Source organism: Lactobacillus nasalidis, assembly GCF_016587775.1.
Taxonomy (GTDB): domain Bacteria; phylum Bacillota; class Bacilli; order Lactobacillales; family Lactobacillaceae; genus Lactobacillus; species Lactobacillus nasalidis.
The window spans coordinates 1-1068 of record NZ_BOCG01000088.1 but is presented as its reverse complement, the minus strand read 5'-3'; the positions used below and the strand labels follow the sequence as shown (position 1 = coordinate 1068).

2 protein-coding genes are annotated in these 1068 nt (G+C 47.4%); both read left to right on the top strand.

Annotation, left to right across the window (positions count from 1 at the left end):
- Nucleotides 1-319 precede the first annotated feature (319 nt).
- A complete protein-coding gene (gene rpsF, locus lacNas_RS01150; RefSeq protein WP_201331600.1) occupies nt 320-613 on the top strand; it encodes a 30S ribosomal protein S6 in 294 nt (97 codons plus the stop codon).
- 40 nt (nt 614-653) lie between these two features.
- On the top strand, nt 654-1068 hold a 415-nt coding region (gene ssb, locus lacNas_RS01145), incomplete at its 3' end, for a single-stranded DNA-binding protein (protein ID WP_201331599.1).

The window sequence follows — 1068 nt, the reverse complement described above, 5'->3', positions numbered from 1 at the left end:
CAAGGTGGCTGACGGCAGCGCCGTGGCAAGCATGGCGGTCGTGCCGGCTGAAGACGACGAGGACGCGGCTGAAGGCGAAAGCGAGCCGGAAGCATAGGCGGACTTTTTTCAAAAAGAAAAAACAAGTTGAAATAAAATAAAAAATTACCAGACTTTTTGACGTACTAGTTGTTGGGAGAAAATCCCGGTCACGTGTAAAAAATGTTTGGTAATTTTTTTATTTTGTGCTAAAATTAGGCATTGCGAGTAATTAGATCAATTACTCCTTGTTCTTGATTTTAGCAAGAACCATTTAGTCCAAAAGGAGGTGCAATAGTCCATGACAACCAAGTACGAAATTACTTACATCATCAAGCCAGACGTTGACGATGAAGCAAAGAAGGCCATTATTGACAAGTACACCAAGGTGATCGCTGACAATGGTGGCGAAATGGTTGAAGCCAAGGACTGGGGCAAGCGTCGTTTCGCATATGAAATCGAAAAGTATCGTGAAGGCAGTTACTACATCATGACCTTCACGGCCAGCGACGCTGCTGCTGTCAACGAATTTGCTCGTTTGAGCAAGATCGACGACTCAGTTCTGCGCTCAATGACTGTCAAGTTAGACAAGTAATTGTAGTTTTCCGTAATACAGGAATAGGAAGGAAATAAGTATGATCAATAACGTTGTACTTGTTGGCCGTTTGACACGTGATCCTGAATTACGTACTACTGGGAGCGGAATCTCGGTTGCTACGTTCACTTTAGCCGTTGACCGGCAGTTTACCAATGCATCAGGCCAAAGAGAAGCGGACTTCATCAGCTGCGTAATCTGGCGCAAGTCTGCGGAGAATTTCTGCAACTTTACCAGCAAGGGCAGCCTGGTGGGCATCCAGGGCCGGATCCAGACCAGAAACTATGATAACAAGGACGGCCAGCGAGTTTACGTGACGGAAGTCGTCGTTGACAACTTCTCACTGCTCGAATCACGCCGTGAGCGTGAAAGCCGTCAGCAAAACGGCGGATTTGGCGGCTACGGCCAAGGTCAAAGCCAAAACTCCGGCTTCAACTCCGGATTTGGCGGCGGCA

Coding starts and splice junctions, on each gene's coding strand:
- rpsF (WP_201331600.1), top strand. CDS start 320: ATGACAACCAAGTACGAAATTACTTACATCATCAAGCCAGACGTTGAC.